This window comes from Aminobacter sp. BA135, from assembly GCF_050859125.1.
Taxonomy (GTDB): domain Bacteria; phylum Pseudomonadota; class Alphaproteobacteria; order Rhizobiales; family Rhizobiaceae; genus Aminobacter; species Aminobacter ciceronei.
Map to the genome: position 1 here is coordinate 2,686,116 of NZ_CP139572.1, position 20,442 is coordinate 2,706,557.

The following is a 20,442-nucleotide window of genomic DNA, read 5'->3' on the forward strand; positions in this document are numbered from 1 at the left end:
CATGATCCTTTCCGAAAATCCCGATTTTCGGGGTCATGCACGGTGGCGCTGGACAAACTGACAAGGCTGGCAGATTACCGGAGCATAAGGTGCCGGCAAGGTGCCAGGCTGTTCCAAACGCGGAGGAAAACATGGCTCTGAGCGACCTGAAGGCGATGGCGCGGAACGAGGCGGGGATCGCGGCGGCGCTGGGCATCCTCAAGCAGCAGTTCGGCGAACGCTTCCAGACCGGCCAGTCGATCCGCGAGCAACATGGCCACACCACCACCTATTTGCCCAACCAGGCGCCCGATGGCGTGGTGTTTGCCGAAAGCACCGCCGACGTGCAGGAGGTGGTGCGGGTTTGTGCCGCCCATCGGGTGCCGGTCATCGCCTTTGGCACCGGCACCTCGCTGGAAGGCCATGTCAACGCTCCGGCGGGCGGCATATCGCTCGACACCTCGCGCATGGACAAGATCGTGTCGGTCAATACCGACGATCTCGACTGCACCGTCGAAGCGGGTGTGACGCGTGAGGCGCTGAACAATTATCTGCGCGATACTGGCCTGTTTTTCCCGATCGATCCCGGGGCGAACGCCAGCCTCGGCGGCATGGCGGCGACCCGCGCCTCCGGCACCAACGCGGTGCGTTATGGCACGATGCGCGAGAACGTGCTGTCGCTCAGGGCTGTCATGGCCGATGGCAGCGAGGTCGTGACCTCGCATCGGGCGCGCAAGAGTTCGGCCGGCTACGACCTGACGCGGCTTCTCGTCGGTTCGGAAGGCACGCTCGGCATCATCACCGAAGTGACGCTCAGGCTGCAGGGCATTCCGCAGGCGATCTCGGGCGGGGTCTGCCCGTTCCCGACCGTCGAAGCGGCATGCCAGGCCGTCATCACGACGATCCAGATGGGCATTCCGGTGGCGCGGATCGAGCTGGTCAACGCGCTGCAGATGCGGGCGATGAAGAATTATTCCAAGCTCGGCTATCCCGAAAGCCCGTGCCTGTTTCTCGAATTTCACGGTTCCGACGCCAGCGTGGCCGAGCAGGCGGAGAGCTTTGGCGAGATTGCGACGGAGTATGGCGGCGGGCCGTTCCTGTGGACCACTGTCGCCGAGGAGCGGGCGAAATTGTGGAAGGCGCGCCATGATGCGTACTGGGCGTCGCAGACGCTCAGGCCGGGCGCCCGCGCGCTGTCGACGGACGCCTGCGTGCCGATCTCCCGGCTTGCCGAATGCATCGCCGAGACAGAGGCCGACATAGCGCGGCTGGGCCTGATCGCACCGATCGTCGGCCATGTCGGTGACGGCAATTTCCACACGCTGGTGCTGATGGATCCGAACGACCCCGCCGACATCGGCAGGGCGGAGGAATTCGTCAAGAGGCTGGCCGAGCGGGCGATTTCGATGGACGGGACCTCGACCGGCGAGCATGGCATAGGCCAGGGCAAGATGGGTCTGATGGAGCGCGAGCACGGCCATGGCGTGCAGGTGATGCGGGCGATCAAGGCCGCACTCGACCCGCAGAATATTCTCAATCCCGGCAAGGTGTTACCAGCGGCGGAACAATCGACAGGGCATTGACGTGGCGTGGGCGGTGCTGCTACTGCGGCGCCGTCCAACCAGGAATTTTATGCGTAGAGACTTCCATCGCTGAAGCGTCGGCCCCAGTGCCGATGAGGCCGAAAGGCCAATACAGACGCTTATGCGTCTTTCTCTGATACGAAAATTCCAAGGATATTCCCATGATGTACGCTCATGGCGCGACGATCCGCGCCTATTGCGCCGCCGATTGCGATCGGCTGGCTCATATCTGGCTCGAGGCTTCGCGCATCGGCCATCCCTTCATGTCCGAGGCTGACCTCTTGGAGCAGCAGGACCGGGTCCGCGACATCTATCTGCCCCAGGCTGAGAACTGGGTGATCGAACTCGACGGTGAGCCGGCCGGCTTCATCGGCCTGATCGAGGACTTCATCGGCGGCCTGTTCGTCGATCCCGCAGCACATGGCCATGGGCTCGGCAAGGCGCTGGTGCTGCATGCCGTGGCGCTGAAGGGCGCGCTCGAGCTTGAAGTCTATGCCGAGAACGAGACGGCGGTCGGCTTCTACCGCAAGCTCGGCTTCGTCGAAACGCTGAGGCGCAACGCCGACGATGACGGGCGGTTGCAGGAGGTGATCCGGATGCGCCGCCCGGCATAGCCGGCTTGACCCCGCTCTGGTTCGGGCGGACAGTCCGGTTGCCCTGGTCTTGTTACCTAGGTCTTGTTACCTAGGTCTTGGGCAACCGGACTGTGACAGGCGAGGACCAGAACATGGCTGTTTCCAGGAAGCAGGAAGAACGAGCCCTCAGCGAAGGCGAGTGGAAGCTGGTGCAGAACTCGCACCACCCGGTGGTGCAGGATCTCTCGGATGCCGAACTGCGCGACCTGCTGAAGTCGGTGCGCGAAAGACGCGACCGGGCGCAGGGCGAAGCCAACCGCAAGCGCCGCGAGATGCGCGGCAAGGCAGCCGCCAAAGGCGCGCAGCCGGCGACCAAGGATCACGGCACCAAGGCAAAGCTCGGCGTGCTGGCGATGAGCATGCGCCGGCTCAACGGCGAACATGAGCGGCGGCGGCAATTGGCGGCGCGCATCGATCTCGTCGAGAACGCGCGCCACGCACTGGCGTTGAGCAAGGAAAAGAAGCCGGCCCGCGCCGCTGATTTCAACACCCGACAGGCGCATCTTGGCATGCGGGCGGTGGACAACGCCAAGGCCAAGAGCCTGGTCAGGCCAATGGAACGCGGACGCCTGCGCAAGGCAGCGGCAGTAGCCCAGGCCAAGCGTGACGCAAAATAGAGGAGATTCAGGTCAGGCCGGCCTGCAAATGGCGGACACCTGCGCTTCCGGTACTCGCGTACCCGAATGTACGCTCCGTTCCGGTTCTCGGTCTCCACCATTTTCGGCTCGGCCTGACCTGAATCTCCGCGTCTTCGTTGGTCCGCTTGCAGGGCCGGCGACGAATGCCGTGATGACGCGGCGCGACCGTTTTTCGCGGGACAGGGTGCCGCGCGGCGTTGACGTGCTGCAGCGCACAGCCCAACATGCCACCAAATGACCACGCTCCTGCGCTTAGTCGCCTGGGACGCATGAAAGATTTGCCCAGAGGCAATGCTCGCACGCCTGTTTGTCATATTCGGTGGACTTTTCGTGCTGGCGCTGTGTGCGGCGCTGGTGGGGCCGTATTTCATCGACTGGTCGGGCTACAAGGCCGATTTCGAGCGCGAGGCCAGCGCAATACTCGGCCGCAAGGTTTCCGTTCAGGGCGAGGTGACGGCGCGCATCCTGCCATTTCCCTCGGTGACCTTCTCGGACGTCACCGTCGGCGGCGGGGCCGGCGGCAATGATGCGATGACCGTCGAGACGTTTTCGATGGATGCCGAGCTTGCGCCGCTGTTGAGCGGCGAATTCCTGATCTACGACATGCGGCTGGTGCGGCCAAAGGCGATCATCGATGTCGCCGCCGACGGCGTCGTCGACTGGGCGATCCGTCCGTCGGCGCCGTTCGACGCCAAGCAGATCTCGATCGAAAAGCTGACCATCACCGAGGGACAGGTGCGGCTGCGCCGCGCCGCCAGCGGGCGCGACCACCTGTTGTCGGAGATCAACACCGAGGTCTCGGCAAAGTCGCTCGCCGGGCCGTGGCGCGTCGACGGTTCGCTGCGCGTCGACGGGCTGAAAACCCAGCTTTCGGTGTCGACAGGCTCCGTCGATCCGGCCGGACAGATGCGGCTCAGGATACGCGCGACGCCCGATCGCTACGGCATGGTCATCGAAGGCGACGGCAATGCCTCGATGGACAAGGGCAAGGCCCTCTATGCCGGAGGCTTCACCGTGATCGAGGCGCAGCCTGAGCCCGTGGCCACGGCCGACGGCGAAAAGCCGAAGGCGCCAGTCAAACCAGTTGAACCCGGCTTTCGGGTGAAGGGCAAGTTCGCGCTCGACCATGCCCGACTGGGCGTCGAGGAGTTCCGCTTCGAAAGCGGGCCACTTGAGGATCCCTATACCGCCGAAGGCACGGCCGAGGTCGATCTCGGCGCCAACCCGCATTTCACCATTACGGCCAATGGCGCCCAGGTGCGTTTCGACGAAGCGGTTGGGGGTGATCAGACCGGCACCGGCTTTTCAGTTTCCGAACGGCTGGCGGCGCTTGAAAAGGTGCTGGTCGACTTGCCGCGGCCGACGATCCCCGGCACCGTCGACGTCGACCTGCCCGCGGTCGTCGCCGGCGACACCACGGTGCGCGACGTCAAGATGTCGGCGCAGCCGGGCGAAGGCGGCTGGGTGCTGAAGTCGCTGGCTGCGACCTTGCCCGGCCGCACGCGACTCGAGGCCGACGGTTTCCTGCGCACCGAAAACACGCTCGGCTTCGACGGCCAGATGCTCTTGGCCGTGGGCCAGCCCTCGGGCTTCGCCGCCTGGGTCGCCAAGGACGTCGATGAGGCGGTGCGCAAGCTGCCGGCGGCGGGCTTCAAGGCCAAGGTCAGGCTGACCCGCGAGCAGCAGACATTCGATGCCGTCGAGCTGATCCTCGGCAAAGCCAAGTTCACCGGCGAGCTGGACAGCATGCTTCCCGACGATGCAAGGGCGTCGATGACGATGAAGCTCGACGGCGGCGAGCTCGATCTCGACGGGTTGCGCGCCTTTGCATCACTGTTCGTCACCGACCAGGGCGCCAACCGCTTCAGCGACGCCGACCTGGATCTCGCGGTGAAGGCCGGGCCGGTGAATTTCGCCGGCCTCAGCGCCGAAACCGTCGATACCGCGCTCAGGCTGCGCGAGGGCGTGCTGGAAATCGACAAGCTGTCGGTCGGCGGACTGGCCGGCGCCTCGCTCAGTGCCACCGGGCGGATCAAGGATTTTCCCAAGGCGCCGACCGGCAATCTCGACGCCTCGGTGATATCAGTCGACCTCGCGCCGCTGGTCGCGCTGGCAGCTAGACAGACGCCCGAGAACCGGCTGCTGAACGAGCTGGCAACCCGTGCTGCGGCCTATCCCGGCCTGCTGGCTGACGCGCGCATCGACTTCGTCGCCAGTGCCGTCGACAATGGCGACAAGACGACGAGCATTGCGCTCAGCGGGCAAGGCGAAGCCGGCGGCTCTGATCTTCTGGCGACGCTGTCGGCGCAGGCGATATCGAGCGCGCTTGCCAGCTCGCAGCTGAAGCTCGAATTCTCCGCCCGCAACGAGGATGCGACCAGCCTGCTGGCGCTGGCCGGCCTGCCGGTGCTGCCGCTCGGCGTGACCGGCCCGGGTGAGCTAGCCATTGCCGCGAAAGGTGCCGTGCAGAATGGCCTCGACGTGACCGCAAGCCTCAAAGGTGACGATTCTTCGGCCGGCTTCACCGGCACGGTGGCGGTGCGCGACGGTATGCCCAGCCTGACGGGCCGGGCGACGCTGCAGGCTGCCGACCTGGAGCCGTGGCTGATGACCTCGGGCGTGAGCCTGCCGGGCATGGGCACCGGCACCGAGGTGGAACTCGCCGCAGATGCCAGCCTTGCCCAGGGCGTTCTTGCGCTCGACAGGCTCGACGGCACCGTCAACCAGGGTGCGGTGGTCGGCAATCTCAAGGCCGAGCTGAACGAGGGGCTGCCGCATCTCAGCGGTTCGCTGACGCTTGACGAACTGGATCTCAGGCCGTTCGCCGAAATGACCCTGGGCGTCGCGGCGCTGGAAAGCGGCAACGGCGGGTGGCCAACGGCGGCATTCGCGCCGAAACCGATTGCGCCCTTCAGCGCCGACCTCGAAATCATCGCCGGCACACTTTTGGCCGAACCGCTGGCGACCGCCAATGATGCGGTGCTGGCGTTGCAGATCGACAGCCAGGCGCTCAGGCTGTCCAACATCAAGGCCAAGCTGTATGGCGGCGACCTTGGCGGACTTGTCGAACTCAAGAACAACGATGGCACGGCCTTCGTGTCGGGCCAGCTGAAGCTCGACGGCGCCGATGTCGCTGCGGTCCCGGTGGCCAGCGAGATCGGCGGCAAGGGCAATTTTTCGGCGACGCTGTCAGGCAGCGGCAAATCGGTCGAGGGCCTTGTCGCCTCGCTGGCCGGGTCGGGCACGGCCGATATTGACGGGCTCGTCCTGCCCGGCTTCAACCCCGACGCGTTTGCCGCGCTGATCGCCAAGGCCGACGCGCTTGGCCGCGATATCAATGCGGCGCGCGTCGCAGAATTCGCGCCTGACCTGGCCGGCCAGGGCAGTTTTACCGCCGGGAAGGCGGACATCGCGTTTACCGTTGCCGGCGGCATCCTGCGGGCGCCGCCACTGACGTTGAAAAACCCGGCTGCCATGCTGAACGCCGATTTGCGCACCGACCTCAACGCCGGTGTGATCTCGGCCAATGGCTCGATCACCTATGCGCCCGGCAAGGAGCAACTGGTCGGCTCGGAGCCGGCGATGAACTTCCAGATCGACGGCGAGCCGGGTGCAACGGTGAAGCTGTTCGACAGCGCGCCGATGGCGCAGTTCCTGACCCAGCGCGCCCTGGAAAAGGAACAGGCCCGCGTCGAGGCGATGCAGGCGGTGCTTCTGGAAAAGCAGCGGCTGCGACGCGAGACGCGGTATTTCGCAGCACTCCAGGCCGAGCGCGAGCGTATCGCCGAAGAGGCGCGGCTGGCCGAGGAGGCCCGGATCCGGGCCGAGGAAGAGGCCAAGGCGAAAGCCGAGGCCGAAAGGCTGAAAGCCGAAGAGGAAGCCAAGGCAAAGGCGGAAGCGGAACGCTTGCGCGCCGAAGAAGAAAAACGCGCCGCGGAAGCTGCCGCGAAGGCCAAAGCCGAAGCGGACAAGGAAACGGCGCGCCAGGAAGCTGAGAAGGCACGCCAGGCAGCGGAAGAAAAGCTGCGGCACGAGGCCGAGGAGAAGGCGAGGCTCGATGCTGAGGCGGTCAAGCCCAAACCAGCGGCTGAGATCGAGCGGGCGCCGTTGCCGGACGTCCGGCCGATGGATGCACCAGTCGACGCCGTGCCGGCACCCACGCCGCCCGCCGAAGCGCCAGTGAAGAAAAAGCTCGAACCGCTCAGTCTCGACGATTTCTTCAAGTCGCTGCAGAGCCAATAGGCAGGCGATGCTGGCCCGATGTGGTGGCGCTGTCGCGCCAGCCCGCCCTCTGCCTTTTTCAGAACCTCGTTGATGCCTGTGCTCCAGCCTTTGGCAGTGGCCTTTGACTGGGCAATGACATCGGGATCGAGGCGGATGGAGACGACGCGCCTCAGGTCTGTCTCACGCCGCGCTTGGCTTGCTCCAGCACGAACAGCCTGAGCGCGGAGGAAAGGTTTGCCTCGCGCGGGCGCTGGGCGTCGACTTCGGCGACGAGGGCGGCCAGCGTCATGTCGCGCGCCGCCGATATGGCCAAGAGGTCGTCGTAGAACGGCTTTTCGAGCGAATAGCTGGTGCGGTGGCCGCGGATCGTCACCGAACGCTTTTCGACAAGGCTCACCGGTCGGATTTCTCGGGATCGCGCTCGCGGCGATGGTCGTCGACGAATTTGTCGGCGCGCTCCGAGGTCAGTTGGTCGCGCTGTTTTTCGGCCTTGGTGCGACCGTGCAGGGCGCGATTGCGGTCGGCAAGCGTCTCGCGCTCGGTCCGCGCCTTCTGTTTCTTGAACTGGCGAAGATTGACGATGTCGGCCATGCGACCTCGCCCTGGCTACTTCTTGCGGAACGCGTCGAGCGATACGACATCCGCACCCTTGCCGTGAGCGGGCTCTTCGACGGCTTCCTTCTCAGTCGCGTCGGCTTTCTTTTTGGCTGCAGGCTTGCGCTCGGCAGGCTTGACCACCGCGATCGGCTCCGGCTTGGCGGCAACCTCTTCGGGGGCTGCAGCTGCTTCGGCCTTGACCTCGAATTCGAGTTCGAAGTTGACCGAGGGATCGTAGAAGCCGCGCACGGCAGAGAAGGGGATTTCGAGCTTCTCCGGAACATCCGAGAAGGACAGGCCGACCTCGAAGCCAGTGTCGGTGACCTTGAGGTCCCAATACTGGAACTGGATGACGATCGTCATCTGTTCGGGATAACGTTCATGCAGGCGCGAGGAGATGCGCACGCCCGGAGCGCCGGTCATGAAGGTGATGAAGAAGTGGTGGTTGCCCGGCAGGCCGGTGCGCGCGACTTCCGCCAGGACCTTGCGCATGACCCCACGCAGTGCCTCCTGGGCGAGAATGTCGTAGCGGATCTGGTCTTCGGCCATATGTAGATGCGGGTCCGATTGAATCGTCTCCCTACCTGTAATCAAGCTTTTGGCCGGCGTAAACCGGATATAACGAGGTATGGAATGTTTGGGATTCGAGCAGGCGCCACGATGCCTGCCGCAGGTCCGGACGGCCGTCCATTCCCTAGGAATCAGACCGGGCGCGGCTTGCCGTAGGCGCGCAGGAAACAGCGCACGGCATTGCTTGCTGCTGTGCGCAGTTGTTCTTCCGAGACTGTGTCGCCGAAGATCAGCGCCATCTGCAGATCGGCATTGACCAGCGCCAGGAACTGGCGCGCTGCGACATCGGGATCGTCGAGATCGAGCCAGCCTGACAAGGCGAGGCGGGCGAATCGCGCGGCAAGGGCCGCCCAGGTCTTGGCCGGGCCATGTTCACGCCAGCCGGCAAACAATTCGGGATAACGCTCGCCTTCGGTCTGCAGCAGCTTGCGCAGGAATTTGCCATCACGGTTGCACATGCAGTTCTGGTTGAGCCGCACGGCGAACTCGACGAGCTCGGCCTCGAGGTCGATTGGCTTGTCGGGGAAGGTGGCCAGAGTTTCGAACACACCAGCATTGATGCGTTCGGTGATTTCCCGGACTACCGCGACGAGCAGGTTCTCCTTATCGCCATGGTGGTTGTAGACGGTCTGGCGCGACACGCCGGCCTCGGCGGCGATGAGGTCGATGTTGGCGCCGGCGAAGCCCTCGCGGCAAAAGACGCGTGCAGCGGCGTCGAGGATCGAGAGCCGCTTGGCGGTGTGGCTGCGGCTGACCGCAATGTCAGGAGCGATGGCAGGTGTCATGGAATTTTTATATACAGGTGATTGACGATTTGGACAAGTCTGTCTAAAAAACTGGACGCAATGGCGAGGTGCCGGTTCGGGAGGAGTCGGAATCTCATGTTGCCAAACGTCCTTGGATTACACGTCGCCGTGGCTTCACGGCGGAAACCCGATCCGAAAGAACCACATCATGACACCCCAATTTCTCCGCGTAGCGGTCGTGCTCGGCCTTCTGTCGGCCATCGGCCCGTTCGCCATCGACATGTATCTTCCCGCTTTGCCGACGATCGGCGCCGATCTCAATGCCGGTACTGCCGCCGTGCAGATGAGCCTGCTCGTCTTCTTCCTGGCCATGGGGCTGGCGCAGATCGTCGTCGGCCCGATCTCCGACATGATCGGCCGCAAGGCGCCGCTCTATATCGGCCTGGTGTTGTTTGCCATCGGCGGCCTGGGGGCGGCGCTAGCGCCCAACATCGAATGGCTCATCTTCTTCCGCGTCATCCAGGGCCTGGGTGCCTCTGCCGGCATGGTGGTGCCGCGCGCCATCGTGCGTGACCTGCATACCGGCACCGACGCGGCGCGGCTCATGTCATTGCTGATGCTGGTGTTTTCGGTGTCGCCCATCCTTGCGCCGCTGACCGGTTCGCTTGTTATCGAAGGCTTTGGCTGGCGCGCCGTATTCTGGGTGGTGACCGCTGCTGCAGTACTTGCCATCGTGCTGTTGTCGACGTCGCTCAAGGAAACGCGCCCCGTCGAGCATCGCGCCGAAAGCTCGGTCGGCAGCGCGCTCAGCGGCTACCGCTTCCTGCTCGGCGACCGCAACTTCCTCGGCCTGACCTTCATCGGCGGCTTCGGCATTGCCAGCTTCTTCGTCTATCTCGCCAATTCGTCCTTCATCCTGATCGACCATTACGGCCTGTCGCCGTCGGTCTACAGCGTGTTCTTCTCGATCAACGCGGTGGCCTTCATCGGCATGTCGCAGCTGACCGGATTGCTGACCGAACGCTTCGGCCTGCACCGGGTGGTGCGGGTGGCAGTGGTAGGCTACGCCACGATGATGGTCATTCTGCTCGCGGTGTTTGCCGCAGGCGTCGACCGCCTCGACGTCCTGGCCGTGCTTCTGTTCATCGGCTACGGCTTCCTCGGTCTCGTCATCCCGACGACCTCGGTGCTGGCGATGGAAGAGCATGGCGAAATCGCCGGAACGGCATCCGCACTGATGGGCACGCTGCACTTTGCCACCGGCGCCGTAGCCATGGCGGTGGCTGGCCTCTTCTTCGACGGAACGCCGCTGCCGATGGTGTTCGGCATCACCATCTCCGCCGTCGTCGCCTTCGCGCTGGCGCAGGTGACGCTCGGTCGCAGGCGCGAAGTGGCCGTCGGCGCGCCGGCGGAGTGAGTTTTGTCGAGGCCGGGCAGCCGCCCGGCCTCGTTTCGCATCATCGTGACGTCGGTCAGGCGCTGTCGCCGTCGCTTCACAAAGCCTCGATATCGTTTGTTTACACTCGGCCGGTAAGTCGTTGCGAAGACACCGGAAGCAGAACCGAGACGTCGAGGCGACAAAACATCTTGAAATTCATTCCTTCCGTCCTGTTGCTGTTGTTTGCGGCAACGTTCCTGTGCATCTGGCTGCTCGATCGCCGAAACAGGCACTTGCTGCTGTTTGCGCTGGCGTTCCTGACGATCAGTGCCGCAACCGTCGTCCAGTTCGCGCTGTGGCCGGCCGACGTCGGCTACAACACCATTGCGTGCGCGGTACTCTATTCGGCGGCGCCGCTCTTCCTTGTGCAGGGCGTGCTGAAGCGCTCGGGCAAATCGATGGCACGGGCCGAGCAAGCGCTGTGGTTCGGCGGCATCGTCGCCATCCTGAGCTTCTTCTATTACGTCCACAACGATCTCGCCGTCCGCGTCTATGCCCTCAATTTCGGCATGGGCGGCATTTTGCTGAGCGGTGCATGGAAGCTCAGGCATCTCGTGCGCGGCAATGTCGTCGACCGGGGCATGCTGTGGCTGCTGCTGGGCCTGGGAGCGACCTTTGTCGGCCGTACCTTGCTGACGGGCGGTACGGTGCCGAGCCGCGATGTCGATGCCTTCTTCAAGTCCGCCTTCTGGGTCTGGGCGCAGTTTGCCATGTCGGTGCTGGGCGTGGCGATGGGGCTCGCGTTGGTGGTCGTCGCCTGTGCCGACGTCATTCTGGCGCTGAAGGCGGAGCGCGACAGCGATCCTATGACCGGGCTGCTCAACCGCCGCGGCTTGCAGGGCAGGACCCAGCGCCTGTTCGCCATGGGCGTGAGCAAGCCGTTGAGCATCGTTGCCTGCGACATCGACCGATTCAAGTCGATCAACGACAGCTTCGGCCATGCCGGCGGCGATGTCGTGCTGTCGAGCCTTGCCAGGGTCATCAAGTCGAAACTCAGGGCGGGCGACATCGCGGCACGCACCGGCGGCGAGGAATTCGTCATCGTGTTGAAGGATGCGCCGGTGGACGATGCCTTCGGCCTGGTCGAGATGCTGCGCCGGGAGATCGCGAATGTGCGATTTGCCGGCATGCCCGACGATTTTGCGGTGACCTGCAGCTTCGGCATCGCCAAGCTGCATGCCGGAGAGGGCCTCTGGGACGCTATCGGCCGCGCCGACAAAGTGCTTTATGCCGCCAAGCGGGCAGGCCGCAACCGCACCTTCGCTGAAGGGCTGCAACTGCCGCACGCGGCGTGATTCGTCAGGCCTGACGGACGTTTTCGAGAATGAAGGCGAGACGGTCTTCGACCGGTGCCGTGGGGATCTCGACAAGATCATAGCCGCAGGCAGCGTAGGTCGCGACCATGCTGGCATGGGTGCGCCGCGCCTCGTCCTCGTCCTGCCTGCGCTCGTTGTCCTGGGTGAAGATCTCGGGCCAGTGCGGCAGGACGAACACCTTGCGGTTGTAGCGAAATTCCCGGGCCGCCTGTTCGATATGGATCGGTACCGGCAGGCCGACGAGCCTGAGATAACCAATGACATCGGGGACGCCCCGATCGAAGAACGCCGGGCCGGGCGTAGCCTCGGCGATGGTATGCGAGCGCATTTCCCATGACAGCATGAGCTCGGCGAACAGCGCGCGGTCATGCCAGGGCAGGGCGGTGCCGGATATTGCGGCCTGGTCGCGGATGATGCTGCGACCGGCTTCGACCGAAGTGGCGTGGCCGGCTGCGGCAAGGCGTTCGATCAAGGTCGTCTTGCCCGATCCGGGGCCGCCGGTGAGCACGAAGAAGCGGTTGGAGTTGCGAGGCATGTAGGTCTCCGGATGGAACGGGACCGGCCATGGCAGGCCGACGCTGCGGGGGTCGGCCGGAGCGCGTCTCGGGCACCCGTCAGTACGCGCGGCGCACCGGCAAAAAACAGGCAACGGCAAACCGGCATTGGCCGGCGATGACAATGTCTTAGGAGATTTTGATCTTGGGAGATTTTGGGGGAAGAGAAGTGGAGGTTTCTGTTGCCAGGTACCTCCGAACCCCGCCTAGAAGTGCGAACCTCTAGGGCTTAATTTGAAGCCATCGCACAGCTTACGCTGCGAGACGTGCTTCCGCATAGTTGTCGTTTGCAACTACAAGTTTAGCCCGATAACGGTGGTACAATGCCGGGCAAAAGTCCGATCTTTACACCCTCGTCGATCCTATTTCGCCCCCAGCAAAAACCGTCGTTCGACTGTGCGACGACTTTTGGTGGAGGCGCCGGGTACCGCCCCCGGGTCCGAATGGCTTATTTCATCGGCAGTTTATCGCCATAGTCAGTCAAGCTGACGCCCCCAATATAGGGAGGCCGGAAGAGAAATGGAAGGCAAGAACGGCAAGTCCTAACAGCCATTCGCAACAGATTTATGAGGCCACGCGAATAGGCAGGGTTGACTCGCGCGATGCGCGAACCGAAGCTTCGGCCCGCTGGGGATGTCCGTGAAGTACCTGGACCGGTCTAAGCCGGGCCCCTGCGGGAGATGAGATCAATCGTCGACGAGGGGAATTCACATGACCGACTATCTTGCAGACGTGAAGAAGTACGACGCCGGCGCCAAGGAAGAGGTGGTGACCAAGATCGTCAAGCACTTGGGCATCGCGCTCCGCAACCGCGACTCTTCGCTTGTCTCGTGCACCGACCCCAAGGAACTCGATCGCGTCAAAGCCGGCTGGATTGCCAAGAAGCTCGGCGTCGAGGATGCGAAGAAGGCGGACGGCGCGCTGGAAAAGGTCTGCAAGGCCATGTCGGCCGACAACACCAAGAACCGCGTCACCTTCTATTACCTTGTGGCCAAGGAACTGGGCAAACTCGGCGCGCTCTGAGCTGTCTTTCCGGCAAGTCCATCTGCTGGCCAATCATTAGCCTGACCCTGACCGGATCACCTGATTGTGTAGCGAGGCGCGCTGCAGATGGGGCCGCGGGCTGCTATGATAGCGGTGGCTCGTCGAGGGAAACCGGCGATGGACAGACGCCGTCTCATTCTGACCGCAATGTTTCTGTCGCTCGCCGTGAGCGGGGCCCTCGGACCGGGCGTCGCGCGAGCGAAACAGGCTATGGTTTACACCGGTAAACCGCCCGGTGTCGGCGCGGGCGGCTATGACGTGGTCGCTTATTTCACCGCCGGCAAGGCGACCAAGGGGTTGCCTGCGCATGTCGCGGTGCATGACGGCATCACCTATCGCTTCGCCAGTGCCGCCAACCGGGGGACGTTCTTGCGGTCTCCGGCTCGATACCTGCCGCAATATGGCGGCTATTGCGCCTATGCCGTCAGCCAGGGTGCAACCGCTTCCTCAGACCCGAATGCCTGGACAGTGGTGGGCGACAAGCTTTACCTCAACTACTCCAAGAGCGTTCGCTCGTTGTGGCGGCAGGATGTCGAGGGCAACATTGCAAAGGCTGAGAGGAACTGGCCCGGGGTGCTGAAATAGGATTGGACGAGCGGCCAGCCGCGTGTCCCGGCGTTTGCCGGGGCAGCGGAATGGGCTACGCTTGCGGCCAGCGAATCTCGCCAATCCGACCGGACGTCCTTCATGCGCCAGTATCTCGACCTTCTCAGCCATGTCCTTGAAAACGGCAGCGACCGCGGCGACCGTACCGGCACCGGCACGCGCTCGGTCTTCGGCCATCAGATGCGGTTCGACCTGGCGCACGGCTTTCCTGTTGTCACCACCAAGAAGCTGCATCTGAAGTCGATCATCCACGAGCTTTTGTGGTTTCTCGCCGGCGACACCAACATCAAGTATCTCAAGGACAACGGGGTCTCGATCTGGGACGAGTGGGCCGACGAGAATGGCGATCTCGGCCCGGTCTATGGCAAGCAGTGGCGGTCGTGGCCGACGCGCGACGGCGACGAGATCGACCAGATCGCACTTTTGCTCAACCAGATCCGCAAGAACCCCAATTCGCGCCGGCTGATCGTCTCGGCCTGGAACCCGGAAGAGGTCGATGCCATGGCGCTGCCGCCGTGCCACTGCCTGTTCCAGTTCTATGTTTCCGACGGCAAACTGTCATGCCAACTCTACCAGCGCTCGGCCGACATCTTCCTCGGCGTGCCGTTCAATATCGCCTCCTATGCGCTGCTGACGATGATGGTGGCGCAGGTGACCGGGCTGAAACCGGGCGACTTCGTCCACACGCTGGGTGACGCACACATCTACCACAACCATTTCGACCAGGCGCGCGAGCAACTGACGCGTAGCCCGAAGACGCTGCCGACGATGTGGATCAATCCCGAGGTGAAGGACCTGTTTGCCTTCCGCTTCGAGGATTTCAGGCTCGAGAACTACGTCGCCGACGCCGCCATCCGCGCGCCGATCGCGGTGTGAGGGCTACCGGATGGTACGCCGTGACGGACTGATCGCCCTGAGCGTTGCCGGCATGTCGGCGATGTCTGCTCCCGCATTCGCCAACGACACGACGGCGCAGCTTGGCGCCGGCGGGTTGATCATCGGTCGCAGCGACCAGATCGCTATGGAAAGCGAGGATCTGTTCATCTCCCCGGAGAAGGTGACGGTCGACTACGTGTTCCGCAACAATTCGGACATGGATGTCGAGACGCTGGTGGCGTTTCCGATGCCCGACATCGCGGGCAGTCCCTACGCCAATGTCGACATTCCGGTGGATGCGTCCGACAATTTCCTCGGCTTCTCGGTATCGATCGACGGTCAGGAGGTGAAGCCGGAGTTGCAGCATTCGGCTTTTGCCGTGGGGCTGGATATCGGCAAGGAGCTGGACGCCAACGGCGTACCTTATTTTCCGTTCGGCGACGCGACCTTGAAGGCGTTGGAGAAGCTGTCGTCGGAAGTGGCGGCCGACTGGCAAAATCGCGGCCTGATCACACTCAACGAGTATGACGACGGTTCGGGCATGAAGAGCGTGCGCGAGCCTTTGTGGCAGCTGCGCTCGACTTATTGGTGGAGGGCAAGCTTCCCGGCGGGCAAGCCGGTGAAGGTCGCGCACAGCTACAAGCCGAGCGTTGGCGGCACGGCTGGCGTCAGCTTCTACACGGACGGCAAGTTCCAGGGGCAATACGACGGCTACAAGCGCAAATACTGCCTGGACGAAGGTTTTGAACGCGCTGTCGAGAAGGCGGCCAAGAATTCCGGTGACGGGTTCCCACCCTATACAGAAACCTGGCTGTCCTATGTGCTCACCACGGGCGGCAACTGGGCATTGGGCACGATAGGCAAGTTCAAGCTGACCATCGACAAGGGCGATCCAGCCAACATTGTCAGCTTCTGTGGCGCTGGCGTGAAGAAGGTGGGGTTGACCACCTTCGAGATGACCGCCACCGATTTTTATCCCGAGCGCGATATCGAAATTCTGATCCTGCAGCCCTACGATAGCCCACGATAAGCGACCGGGCGCAGATTCGCCTGAGTGGGAAGGGCGTCCGATGGAAGTTGCGATCTACGTGGCGATAGCCGAAAACGGTGTCATCGGCCGCGACAGCGGCTTGCCGTGGCGGTTGTCGAGCGACCTCAAGCGCTTCAAAGCAGACACGATGGGCAAACCGATCATCATGGGGCGCAAGACCTGGGAAAGTTTCCCCAAGCGTCCTCTGCCGGGACGGCTGAACATCATCGTTACCCGCGACAAGGCGTTTCGCGCCGAGGGTGCGGAGGTGGTGCATTCGCTGGAAGACGCCATCACGCTTGGCACTGCCAAGGGTCGCTGCATGCCTGGCGTCACCGAAATCTGCGTCATCGGGGGGGGTGAGATCTACCGCCAGGCGCTGCCGCTCGCCGACCGGCTGCATGTTACCCATGTCATGGCGTCTCCCGACGGCGACACGCGCTTTCCCGATATCGATCCGGAGATCTGGGCGGTTGCACACGCCGAAGATTTTCCCGCCGGCGAAAAAGACAGCCATGCGACACGCTATACCGTTTACGAAAAGCGCCACGGCGTGCATTGATGGTGTGATTTCATACATTTGTAGTGGAATCCGAGGCACTTCAAGGGCATCGCGTTGAAAGCGCTTGCCCGCATCCCTATAGATGGTGTCAGTAATTGTGCGGCCGTCTCAGGCGTGGCTGCCATGGTTTCGTAGTCGAAAGGACATTCATGCCCTGGAACAATCAAAGTGGAGGCGGCGGCGGTGGCCCTTGGGGTGGCGGCGGCGGCAATAATGGCGGCGGCGGCCCCTGGGGGCAGGGACCACGTCCAAGCGGGCCGCAAGGTTCGCCTCCCGATCTCGAGGACATTATTCGCCGGGGCCAGGACAAGCTGAAGCGCGCGCTGCCCGGTGGCGGTGGCTCGACCGGCGTGCTGTTCGGCCTTATCGGCGCTGGCCTTGTCGCTTTCCTGGCGTTTCAGTCGGTCTACACCGTGCAGCCCGATGAGCTGGCGGTTGAACTGCGTTTCGGCAAGCCCAAGCAGGAATTGTCGCAGCCCGGCCTGCATTTCCACTGGTGGCCGATCGAGACCGTCGAGAAGGTCAACACGGCTGAAAAGCTGGTCAATATCGGCGAAGTCCGCGGCAGCACGTCTTCCGGCCTGATGCTTTCGGGCGACCAGAACATCGTCGACGTCAAGTTCTCCGTCGCCTACCAGGTTTCGGATCCCCAGGCCTATCTGTTCAAGGTTTCCGAGCCCGACATCATGGTTCGCCAGATTGCCGAGAGCGCGATGCGCGAAGTCGTCGGCCGCCGTCCGGCGCAGGACATCTTCCGCGACGACCGCCAGGGCATTGCCGCGGGCGTGCGCGACATCATCCAGGCGACTCTCGACCAGTATGGCGCGGGCCTGGCCGTCAACGCGATCTCGATCGAGGACGCAGCCCCGCCGCGTGAAGTGGCCGACGCGTTCGACGAGGTGCAGCGCGCCGAGCAGGACGAAGACCGCTTCGTCGAGGAGTCCAACCAGTATTCGAACCAGAAGCTCGGCCAGGCGCGAGGCGAGGCGGCGCAGATCCGCGAAGACGCTGCCGCCTACAAGAACCGTGTCGTGCAGGAAGCCCAGGGTGAGGCACAGCGCTTCATCTCGGTCTATGACGAATATGCCAAGGCGCCCGACGTGACCCGCAAGCGCCTCTATCTCGAAACGATGGAAAAGGTGCTTCAGGGCTCCGGCAAGGTGATCGTCGAGCAAGGCAACGGCCAGGGTGTTGTGCCCTATCTGCCGCTGCCTGAACTGCAGAAGCGCGCTCCGGCGGCGGGAGGCAACTAATGTCCAATCGTCTTCCCATCATCGGCGTTCTCGCCGCAATCATCCTGTTCCTGATCTGGTCGTCGATCTTCGTCGTCAACGAACGCCAGCAGGCGATCGTGCTGCGCTTCGGCGAGATCGTCGACGTCAAGACCGAGCCGGGCATCTACTTCAAGGCGCCGTTCTCGATGTTCGAGGCCGACAACGTCCAGGTCATCGAAGACCGCGTGCTGCGCCTCGACCTCGACGACATCCGCGTCCAGGTTTCTGGTGGCAAGTTCTACGACGTCGATGCCTTCATCGCCTATCGCATCAACGATGCCCGCAAGTTCCGCTCGACGGTGTCGGGCAGCGTGGAACTGGCCGAGCAGCGCCTGCGCACCCGCTTCGACGCGGCCCTGCGCCGGGTCTACGGTGTGCGTGGTTTCGAATCCGCGCTCTCGGAAGAGCGCGCGGCGATGATGCGCGAGGTTCGCGACCAGCTGCAGCCTGATGCAACGTCGCTTGGCCTTGAAATCCAGGATGTCCGCATCCGCCGTACGGATCTCACCCAGGAAGTGTCGCAGCAGACCTTCGACCGCATGAAGGCGGAACGTCTGGCCGAGGCCGAAAGGCTGAGGGCACGCGGCCGCGAAGCGGCACAGCGCATCCGCGCCCGCGCCGACCGCGAAGTGGTCGAGATCGTCGCCGAAGCGCAGAAGGAATCGGAAATCCTGCGCGGTGAAGGCGAAGCTGAACGCTCGGCGGTGTTTGCCGACGCCTACAACCGCGATCCCGAGTTCTTCGACTTCTACCGGTCGATGAGCGCATACGGCACGGCTCTGAACGCCGATGGCACAACCATGGTACTATCGCCGGAATCGGAGTTCTTCCGCTACTTCCGCGGCCCCGAAGGCGGTGCCGCAAAGGCTACGCCGGCGCCTGCCGCCGGTGCTGCCGCTCCCGCCGCCAGCAACTAAGCAGTGCGGGACTTTATCGTCGCCATGGGCCTGGTCCTCGTCATCGAGGGCCTGGTCTATGGCGGCTTCCCAGCCGCGGCCAAGAGGATGGCTGCGCAGGCGGCCGATATGCCTGAGGCCGTGCTCCGGACAATCGGTCTTGCCGCCCTCGGCATCGGTGTCGGCATCGTCTGGCTGGTCAGGGGATAACGGACGATTTATTTCGTGCCCGTAGCAATGGTCGCAAACAGGCCTTATTTGTTTCCATCATGACGCTTCGCGTTCGGACGGCCCGGCGCGATCAATGCCATGACAGCCCCGGGAGGCTTCCCCTATGATTTCCATGCCCCTTTTGCGCGCCATGCGAAAGGCCTCTCTGGCCGCCACCACGGCGCTGATGATCGGTGCCACGGTCGTACCCTCCTTCGTCACGCCTGCAATGGCCAAAGGACCGGAGTCTGTTGCCGACCTGGCCGAAGGGCTGCTGGGCGCAGTCGTCAACATTTCGACATCGCAGACCGTCAAGGGCAGTGGAGGCAGCGAGGGCGGCGAGGACGAGAACGCGGTTCCGATGCCGCAACTCCCCGAGGGCTCGCCGTTCCAGGATTTCTTCGACGAGTTCTTCAAGAACCGCGAAGGCCAGAACAATGGCGGCTCGCAGAAGGTGCAGTCGCTCGGCTCCGGCTTCGTCATCGATGCCGAAAAGGGCATTGTCGTCACCAACAACCACGTCATCGCCGATGCCGACGAGATCGAGGTCAATTTCTCCGACGGCTCGAAGCTGAAGGCGGAGCTGGTCGGTACCGACACCAAGACCGATATCGCGGTGCTGAAGATCGACCCCAAGGCCAAGAAGCTGACGGCAGTGAAGTTCGGCGATTCCGACAAGATGCGCATCGGCGACTGGGTGATGGCGATCGGTAACCCGTTCGGGCTTGGCGGCACCGTCACCGTCGGCATCATCTCGGCGCGCAACCGCGACATCAATTCCGGTCCCTATGACGACTTCATCCAGACCGACGCCGCGATCAACCGCGGCAATTCGGGTGGGCCGCTGTTCAACATGGATGGCGAGGTCATCGGCATCAACACGGCGATCATCTCGCCCTCGGGCGGTTCGATCGGCATCGGTTTCTCGATCCCGGCCGAGATCGCGGTCGGCGTGGTCAACCAGCTCGCCGAGTTCGGAGAAACCCGCCGCGGCTGGCTCGGCGTGCGCATCCAGCCTGTCACTGACGACATTGCCGAGAGCCTCGGCATGGCCACCGCCAAGGGCGCGCTGATTGCCGGCATCATCAAGGGGGGGCCGGTCGACAAGGGCCAGATCCTGCCCGGCGACGTGGTGATCAAGTTCGACGGCAGGGACGTCGTCGAAATGCGCGACCTGCCGCGCGTCGTCGCTGAAAGCCCCGTCGGCAAGGCCGTTGACGTGGTGATCGTGCGCAAGGGCGTCGAGCAGACCGTCAAGGTGACGCTCGGGCGGCTCGAGGACGGTGAGAAGCTGGCTGAAGGCGAGGCCGCCAAGCCGGAAGAGGGCGCCGACAAGGGTGCCGAGGTCGCCACGGCAAGCGTGCTCGGCATGACCATCGGCGAACTCGACAGCGACGCGCGTGCCAAGTTCGGCATCGCTGCCGAGGTGTCAGGCGCTGTGGTCACTGCCGTTGCCAAGGATTCAGCCGCCGCAGAGCGCGGAATCGTCGCCGGCGAGGTGATCACCGAGATCGCGCAGGAATCGGTGTCGACGCCGAAGGAAGTGACCGACCGGATCGCTGCGCTCAAGGAGCAGGGGCGCAAGAACGCGCTGCTGATGCTGGCGTCCAAGACGGGTGAACTGCGCTTCGTGACGATCCGGATGGATTGAGTCAGGAGATTCA

The 20,442-nt window shown here is 63.6% G+C and carries 20 protein-coding genes, 1 other RNA gene and 1 pseudogene; 15 read left to right on the forward strand and 7 right to left on the reverse strand.

Annotated elements, in window-relative coordinates:
* Positions 1 to 131: 131 nt before the first annotated feature.
* From SLT36_RS12990 to SLT36_RS13005, 4 genes are all read left to right on the forward strand, one after another.
* Positions 132 to 1,562, forward strand: a complete 1,431-nt coding sequence (locus tag SLT36_RS12990) for an FAD-binding oxidoreductase (protein ID WP_432287958.1) — start codon at positions 132 to 134, stop codon at positions 1,560 to 1,562.
* Positions 1,563 to 1,723: 161 nt separating this feature from the next.
* Complete coding sequence (locus SLT36_RS12995; protein ID WP_432287959.1) at positions 1,724 to 2,176, forward strand: GNAT family N-acetyltransferase; 453 nt, start codon at positions 1,724 to 1,726, stop codon at positions 2,174 to 2,176.
* 113 nt (positions 2,177 to 2,289) lie between these two features.
* Positions 2,290 to 2,814 carry a hypothetical protein gene (locus tag SLT36_RS13000; RefSeq protein WP_432287960.1) on the forward strand — a complete coding sequence of 175 codons (525 nt, stop codon included), beginning with the start codon at positions 2,290 to 2,292 and terminating at the stop codon, positions 2,812 to 2,814.
* 312 nt (positions 2,815 to 3,126) lie between these two features.
* Positions 3,127 to 7,077 carry an AsmA family protein gene (locus SLT36_RS13005; protein ID WP_432287962.1) on the forward strand — a complete coding sequence of 1,317 codons (3,951 nt, stop codon included), beginning with the start codon at positions 3,127 to 3,129 and terminating at the stop codon, positions 7,075 to 7,077.
* Between the two features lie 110 nt (positions 7,078 to 7,187).
* Here the strand turns inward: SLT36_RS13005 and SLT36_RS13010 are convergent.
* From SLT36_RS13010 to SLT36_RS13030, 5 genes and pseudogenes are all read right to left on the reverse strand, one after another.
* Positions 7,188 to 7,232: pseudogene (locus SLT36_RS13010) on the reverse strand (hypothetical protein); the annotation flags it as partial.
* Positions 7,229 to 7,456, reverse strand: coding sequence for a ribbon-helix-helix domain-containing protein (locus SLT36_RS13015; RefSeq protein ID WP_432287964.1), 228 nt, complete (start codon positions 7,454 to 7,456; stop codon positions 7,229 to 7,231). The gene SLT36_RS13015 and the pseudogene SLT36_RS13010, both read right to left, overlap by 4 nt.
* Entirely contained in the window at positions 7,453 to 7,650 is a 198-nt protein-coding gene (locus SLT36_RS13020; protein WP_432287966.1) for a DUF4169 family protein, read from the reverse strand. Before SLT36_RS13020 ends, SLT36_RS13015 begins: the two co-directional genes overlap by 4 nt.
* A gap of 15 nt (positions 7,651 to 7,665) precedes the next feature.
* On the reverse strand, positions 7,666 to 8,205 hold the full coding sequence (locus SLT36_RS13025; protein WP_432287968.1) for an SspB family protein: 540 nt from the start codon (positions 8,203 to 8,205) through the stop codon (positions 7,666 to 7,668).
* Between the two features lie 152 nt (positions 8,206 to 8,357).
* Entirely contained in the window at positions 8,358 to 9,011 is a 654-nt protein-coding gene (locus tag SLT36_RS13030) for a TetR/AcrR family transcriptional regulator (RefSeq protein WP_154386666.1), read from the reverse strand.
* A 169-nt stretch (positions 9,012 to 9,180) separates the two neighbouring features.
* Here SLT36_RS13030 and SLT36_RS13035 point away from each other — a divergent pair, with 169 nt between their 5' ends.
* Together SLT36_RS13035 and SLT36_RS13040 are read left to right on the forward strand one after the other, a co-directional pair.
* Positions 9,181 to 10,389, forward strand: a complete 1,209-nt coding sequence (locus SLT36_RS13035) for a multidrug effflux MFS transporter (protein WP_432287970.1) — start codon at positions 9,181 to 9,183, stop codon at positions 10,387 to 10,389.
* Positions 10,390 to 10,559: 170 nt separating this feature from the next.
* Positions 10,560 to 11,705 (forward strand): diguanylate cyclase domain-containing protein, encoded by a 1,146-nt coding sequence (locus SLT36_RS13040; protein ID WP_432287971.1) that lies wholly within the window; start codon positions 10,560 to 10,562, stop codon positions 11,703 to 11,705.
* 4 nt (positions 11,706 to 11,709) lie between these two features.
* Here SLT36_RS13040 and SLT36_RS13045 read toward each other — a convergent pair whose 3' ends face one another.
* Together SLT36_RS13045 and ssrA are read right to left on the reverse strand one after the other, a co-directional pair.
* On the reverse strand, positions 11,710 to 12,261 hold the full coding sequence (locus tag SLT36_RS13045) for an AAA family ATPase (RefSeq protein WP_432287973.1): 552 nt from the start codon (positions 12,259 to 12,261) through the stop codon (positions 11,710 to 11,712).
* Between the two features lie 187 nt (positions 12,262 to 12,448).
* Positions 12,449 to 12,809: a transfer-messenger RNA gene (gene ssrA / locus SLT36_RS13050) on the reverse strand.
* Positions 12,810 to 12,991: 182 nt separating this feature from the next.
* Between ssrA and SLT36_RS13055 the strand changes: the two genes are divergently transcribed.
* The 9 genes from SLT36_RS13055 to SLT36_RS13095 all read left to right on the forward strand — a co-directional run bounded on the left by SLT36_RS13055 (position 12,992) and on the right by SLT36_RS13095 (position 20,429).
* The gene (locus tag SLT36_RS13055; RefSeq protein WP_432287974.1) at positions 12,992 to 13,303 is read left to right on the forward strand and encodes a DUF2853 family protein; all 312 of its coding nucleotides are present in this window, start codon (positions 12,992 to 12,994) and stop codon (positions 13,301 to 13,303) included.
* A 231-nt stretch (positions 13,304 to 13,534) separates the two neighbouring features.
* Positions 13,535 to 13,909 carry a YHS domain-containing (seleno)protein gene (locus SLT36_RS13060; RefSeq protein WP_432287976.1) on the forward strand — a complete coding sequence of 125 codons (375 nt, stop codon included), beginning with the start codon at positions 13,535 to 13,537 and terminating at the stop codon, positions 13,907 to 13,909.
* A 102-nt stretch (positions 13,910 to 14,011) separates the two neighbouring features.
* Positions 14,012 to 14,806 carry a thymidylate synthase gene (locus SLT36_RS13065; protein ID WP_432287978.1) on the forward strand — a complete coding sequence of 265 codons (795 nt, stop codon included), beginning with the start codon at positions 14,012 to 14,014 and terminating at the stop codon, positions 14,804 to 14,806.
* Between the two features lie 10 nt (positions 14,807 to 14,816).
* Positions 14,817 to 15,836, forward strand: a complete 1,020-nt coding sequence (locus tag SLT36_RS13070) for a DUF4424 domain-containing protein (protein WP_432287980.1) — start codon at positions 14,817 to 14,819, stop codon at positions 15,834 to 15,836.
* A 40-nt stretch (positions 15,837 to 15,876) separates the two neighbouring features.
* Positions 15,877 to 16,398: a dihydrofolate reductase gene (locus SLT36_RS13075; RefSeq protein WP_432287982.1), complete on the forward strand. Its 522-nt coding sequence runs from the start codon at positions 15,877 to 15,879 to the stop codon at positions 16,396 to 16,398.
* A gap of 149 nt (positions 16,399 to 16,547) precedes the next feature.
* Positions 16,548 to 17,651: an FtsH protease activity modulator HflK gene (hflK, locus tag SLT36_RS13080; protein WP_432287984.1), complete on the forward strand. Its 1,104-nt coding sequence runs from the start codon at positions 16,548 to 16,550 to the stop codon at positions 17,649 to 17,651.
* A complete protein-coding gene (gene hflC, locus SLT36_RS13085) occupies positions 17,651 to 18,589 on the forward strand; it encodes a protease modulator HflC (protein WP_432287985.1) in 939 nt (312 codons plus the stop codon). Before hflK ends, hflC begins: the two co-directional genes overlap by 1 nt.
* A 3-nt stretch (positions 18,590 to 18,592) precedes the next feature.
* Complete coding sequence (locus SLT36_RS13090; RefSeq protein WP_432287987.1) at positions 18,593 to 18,778, forward strand: DUF2065 domain-containing protein; 186 nt, start codon at positions 18,593 to 18,595, stop codon at positions 18,776 to 18,778.
* A gap of 124 nt (positions 18,779 to 18,902) precedes the next feature.
* A complete protein-coding gene (locus SLT36_RS13095) occupies positions 18,903 to 20,429 on the forward strand; it encodes a DegQ family serine endoprotease (protein ID WP_432287989.1) in 1,527 nt (508 codons plus the stop codon).
* Positions 20,430 to 20,442: the final 13 nt, after the last annotated feature.

Coding starts and splice junctions, on each gene's coding strand:
- hflK (WP_432287984.1), top strand. CDS start 16,548: ATGCCCTGGAACAATCAAAGTGGAGGCGGCGGCGGTGGCCCTTGGGGT.
- SLT36_RS13030 (WP_154386666.1), bottom strand. CDS start 9,011: ATGACACCTGCCATCGCTCCTGACATTGCGGTCAGCCGCAGCCACACC.
- SLT36_RS13060 (WP_432287976.1), top strand. CDS start 13,535: ATGGTTTACACCGGTAAACCGCCCGGTGTCGGCGCGGGCGGCTATGAC.
- SLT36_RS13065 (WP_432287978.1), top strand. CDS start 14,012: ATGCGCCAGTATCTCGACCTTCTCAGCCATGTCCTTGAAAACGGCAGC.
- hflC (WP_432287985.1), top strand. CDS start 17,651: ATGTCCAATCGTCTTCCCATCATCGGCGTTCTCGCCGCAATCATCCTG.
- SLT36_RS13095 (WP_432287989.1), top strand. CDS start 18,903: ATGATTTCCATGCCCCTTTTGCGCGCCATGCGAAAGGCCTCTCTGGCC.
- SLT36_RS13055 (WP_432287974.1), top strand. CDS start 12,992: ATGACCGACTATCTTGCAGACGTGAAGAAGTACGACGCCGGCGCCAAG.
- SLT36_RS13075 (WP_432287982.1), top strand. CDS start 15,877: ATGGAAGTTGCGATCTACGTGGCGATAGCCGAAAACGGTGTCATCGGC.
- SLT36_RS13035 (WP_432287970.1), top strand. CDS start 9,181: ATGACACCCCAATTTCTCCGCGTAGCGGTCGTGCTCGGCCTTCTGTCG.
- SLT36_RS13020 (WP_432287966.1), bottom strand. CDS start 7,650: ATGGCCGACATCGTCAATCTTCGCCAGTTCAAGAAACAGAAGGCGCGG.
- SLT36_RS12995 (WP_432287959.1), top strand. CDS start 1,724: ATGATGTACGCTCATGGCGCGACGATCCGCGCCTATTGCGCCGCCGAT.
- SLT36_RS13045 (WP_432287973.1), bottom strand. CDS start 12,261: ATGCCTCGCAACTCCAACCGCTTCTTCGTGCTCACCGGCGGCCCCGGA.
- SLT36_RS12990 (WP_432287958.1), top strand. CDS start 132: ATGGCTCTGAGCGACCTGAAGGCGATGGCGCGGAACGAGGCGGGGATC.
- SLT36_RS13025 (WP_432287968.1), bottom strand. CDS start 8,205: ATGGCCGAAGACCAGATCCGCTACGACATTCTCGCCCAGGAGGCACTG.
- SLT36_RS13005 (WP_432287962.1), top strand. CDS start 3,127: ATGCTCGCACGCCTGTTTGTCATATTCGGTGGACTTTTCGTGCTGGCG.
- SLT36_RS13000 (WP_432287960.1), top strand. CDS start 2,290: ATGGCTGTTTCCAGGAAGCAGGAAGAACGAGCCCTCAGCGAAGGCGAG.
- SLT36_RS13070 (WP_432287980.1), top strand. CDS start 14,817: ATGGTACGCCGTGACGGACTGATCGCCCTGAGCGTTGCCGGCATGTCG.